Raw genomic sequence first — 4553 nt, 5'->3', positions numbered from 1 at the left:
TCGTACTGACCGTTAAGCAGCAACGTGGGATCAAAGGTGGCGATTTTGGCCTCGCTTACATTTTCACCGCCTTGAGCAATCACTTGCCAGGCCTGCTGTCCTCGTGGCGAAAGCATGACTTTATAAAGCGCCAGATTCGCATCCTGCACTGAGCCAATCACCTCCGTCGGCGCAGTGATGGTCGCATCCAGAGTAGGCGCGCTTAAACTCACCAGGGGCGCGTTCTCGTCAGCGGCGTCGCGGACCGCGAAGCGCGCGGTTTCAATCACCGTATCCACACCATCCGTCACGCCAACTTCGATGGTATGTACGCCAATGGTCTCTGCGTTAACGATCACTTGACCGAAATCGCTCATCGACGTCTCCACCCCATCCAGCCACAAAGCGATAGTTGGTGCGCTTTGACCGCCATCCACAAACACGTTGATGGAAAGAGTATCGCCAGGATTAACGAATTCGGGGGAGACAACGACCGTCGCCGTCAGGGGCTTAACTTTCTGAGTGACGTTAATGCTATAGCTCTGCAGTGAACGTCCGGCGCCATCTTCCGCATAGACAACCACGTCCTGGATGCCAACCTGATCAGCCCCCGGCGTCCAGCGCAGCGCGCCGTCGGCGGTGACAGACATGCCGACGGGCCCGGACATTAAGCCATATGAAAGGGTATCGCCATCCGCGTCCGTCGCCTGAATCTGATAGCTGTACTCCCGGTCAACCGACGCCTGATCGAAGGGACGACTGACGATAACGGGATACGCATTCGCATCATTCGCCGCAACTGCCTGCAACGTAAAGCGCTGCACAGCACGCGCCCGGCTATCGCTAACGATCACCGTGATCTGGTATTGGCCTTGCTGCTCTGCTGAGGCCGTCCAGCGTATTGCTCCCAAGTCATTAATCACCATGCCGTCTGGCGCATTTTCCAACTGATAAATCAGCGTATCGCCATCCGCATCGCGAGCGGTTACCTTGTAAATATATTCCACGCCAATGCGAGCGGGAGAATTGGGAATGCTATAAATGACCGGCGCAGTATTCGGCGCCAAGGGATCGTTCACAACCACCCCAAACGTCTGCACAAAGGCCGCTCCTCGGGCGTCTTCAGCCCTCAGAATGACCTCATGCGCCTGGCCGACCTGCGCCAGAGAGGGCGTCCAAGTAATCACACCATCAGCCAGAGTCATGCCATTAGGCGACTGACTCAAGCTCAGAGAAACCGCATCGCCATCTTGGTCCACCACTCTAATAACATAGACATAACTATCGTTCGCCGCCGCGCTCAAAGGGGGCGCACTGGTAATCGCCGGCGCGTGATTCGCCCCTTGGTTGACGGGCAAGTTCAGGCTCTGCGTTGCGTAACCGCCCTTACGATCATGCACTTCAATCTCAGCGCGCGCGGTCTTACCGGCCCACTCCGCAGAAGGACGCCACGTGAATAGCCCTGTGTCGGAGATAGTCATGCCCTCTTCGGAAGCCAACAGGCGATAATCGAACTCGGTATCTGAGTCTGCATCATCGACAACAACCTGATATTCATATTGCTGGCCAACGTATACAGAGCCGTTCGGCGAGGACACAATGCGAGGTGCGTGGTTGAGTAGATAGCCCCAGTTAACATCAATTACAAAATACTGCTTACGCACCGCGCCCTTTGCATCGATCGCGCTGATTTCCGCTGACTTTACGCCAATGTGCCGTTCTTCGGGCGTCCATTGCACCAAACCAGTATGACTATCGATGGTCATGCCGTCCTGTTTCCGGCTTAACGCGTAAATCACCTCATCGCCTTCTGGATCAACTGCCTGAGCTTGATACTCGTATTTGAAACCATGTTTGGCGGATGTGACTGGTGTCGAGGTAAACTCGGGCGCCAGGTTATCGGGACTAGAGACAACCAGGGAGACAACCTGTTCAGCCTTGGCGCCGGATAAGTCAGTCGCACGCACGCGGAAGGAGTAGCTGCCTTCTATTGGATTCTTAACTTTCAGCAAGCCTGAATAGCGCCCAATCGACACATTACCTGGCGGATCAATCAATTCAAAGGTATGGCTATCGCCGCTGTCCACGTCCTGGACACTGACCTGCATATCCGTATAGACCCCGGCCGTCGCCTCAATAATGGTGGCGCTGACAATCGCAGGAGCAGAGTTCTCTTTCTGCAAAGACAGGGCGTAGACCTGGGAGTCGGACAAGCCAGCTTCATCCGACACAGACGCCCGAATAATCGCCGCGTACACTCGATTATTGTTAGTCAAACACTCAGGAAAGCTTCCGTCCGTAATGACTTCCGCCAACAAATCGCCGGTTAATCCGTCTATGTTCGCTGGGAAGTTCAGGTTCAGCGCCTCGCTGGCGCTTAATTTTGCAATAGTCTGCGAACCAAGCAGCTCTTTTTCGCCGCCAGGCGCAAGATGGTACAGGTTAACATTGAAAGCGGTATTTACGGGTTTGCGACCACGGTTTTTGACCGTCACAGAGATAGCGCCGCCATCCAGTCGCAATCCGTATACCGTCAAATCCGCTTGGCCTACGCCGGGCTGATCTGGAAATACATTGGCCCTGAAGCTGTTATGATCCAACCAGCTTTTTGTGGGATGCACAGGAACGCTTAGATCATTATTGATGTTATTAACGTTGTACGCATGCTGGTTCCAGATGCTGCGCGTTCCCACCCATGAATCCGTGGCGTCTTCAATGACATGCAACCCTTTGTTGGTCACATCAAAGAAGCTATTGCTGACGGCAATAATTTCCGCGTGATCATCGTGATCAATATCCGCAATGACTGGATATTCGTGTGCAGTCACACTGACATTCTCAATTTCGTAGATGACATCGCCACTGACGCCGTCATAGACGCGCAAGTAATACTCATCCCCGTACACAATCTCCATGCGTCCGTCATCATTGAAGTCAAAAGCGGAAGACGCGGTTACGCCAGAGGACTGGTCCCGGGTAGGCTGGCTCCAGACAACGTCGCCATTGGCGTTGTAGACCCCRTARCGGGTCTTGCCGGCGACGCCGATTTCAGGCACGCCGTCCCCGTCCAAATCCGCCACCACAGGCGGGCCGCCGCGTCCGCCGCCCTCAATTTTCTTATCTTTCCAGATGACACTGCCATCATGGTTATACAGAGAGAGAWAGCCGTCATAAACGTTGACGATTTCAGGGAAGTCATCGCTATCGAAGTTTCCTAASGCGGATGTTCCCTCACCGTTGGTGATAATACGTCTGCCAGTRTGGTCATAGATGGTGGGGCCAGCGATCAACTCCATATCGCCATCCAGGTCGATATCCGCCGCATAGGTAAGCGGACCGCTGGCGTTCTCGCCCTKCGGGTTAGCGCCAAAGGGCGCTTTACCAAGCCATTTGAGATTGCCTTGGTTATYGTACAACGCACGCCCCAGGATAATATCCGGCGAACCGTCYTGGTCGAGATCCGCGATGGAAGGTCCGCCCCACTGAGCTTGCTCCAGTGTATTCGCCTGCCATTCCAGCTCRCCTTCATGWGAGACGACACTCAGCTTTTCCGTGATGTCTATGATGACRATTTCCGTCGTCCCATCGCCATCCAGATCCGCCGCAGCCATTGACCTTAGCGGATAGGGTCGGACGGACTCGGACGTCCAGATATGCGTCCCGTCTTTGGCCCAAATGGCGCGCAGGAATCCCGCGTTTTGGTAACCAGATTTCCTGAAAGACTGGAAAATAATGGCGATGTCGTCTTTRTCATTCAGCTTGCCATCGCCATTTGTGTCATAGAGCGGTACGACAAGAGGGGTATGCATGACCTGGTTATATTCGTCATGAGGTATGGATTCTCCGTCCAGTGGCCAGGACCACTTGATAACCGGATCAAGCGTTCGCAAGTCTTGTGGGTCTGCTGCGCAGTAACCATTATCGTCCGCGCGGTTATCCACGTAGCGCTCATCGCCAAGCCAGGTAATAAGACCGGACTTGGGCTGAATGCTCATGCCTGCCGGCTGATTCACTAAGGTATAAGTTAGTTTGTCGCCTTCATTAGGGTCTGTCGCCTCTACATCATAGGCGTACTGCAGTGTCGTACTGGCGGTTAATACCGGCGCACTCACAATCTGCGGCGGCAAGTTCTCAGCAATGGACAAAGTCAGCGTCTGTTGGGTCTTAGCGCCGCGCAGGTCTTCTACTTGCACGACGATCTGATAATCGCCAGCAGCCAGGTCGCCAATATTGGCGATCAAGCGGCCGGTGCGAGGATCAATGCTCAGGCCTTCAGGGCCGGACACCAGTGTAAAGTGGTGAGCGTCACCGATGTCCGCATCCGTAGTTTTAACTTGGAAGTTGAGCGTCTGACCGGCCTGATGTTGCAACTCCGTTTCGCTTGTGATGACAGGGTCGGCATTGCGGTCTTCCACATTGATTGCGAACAAACGCGTGTCCGAAAGGTCGCTGGCATCTGATACGCGTAACGAAACCAGAGCCGCACGGGCCTGGTTATTGCGAATGTCGCACTCTTCCACCACTTGGCTGACCGCCATGGTCACATAAATATCGTCAGTCAGCAGGTAGTCGTA

At 54.3% G+C, this 4553-nt stretch carries 1 protein-coding gene; it reads right to left on the bottom strand.

The annotated features are described in order from the left end of the window. On the bottom strand, positions 1 to 4553 hold a 4553-nt coding region (locus KP814_RS31860), incomplete at both ends, for a putative Ig domain-containing protein (RefSeq protein WP_253938795.1).

Origin of the sequence: Hahella sp. HN01, assembly GCF_018986435.1 — a bacterium.
Lineage (GTDB): Bacteria > Pseudomonadota > Gammaproteobacteria > Pseudomonadales > Oleiphilaceae > Hahella.
Note: the sequence above shows the minus strand (reverse complement) of the source record. Positions and strands in the feature narration are given on the sequence as shown.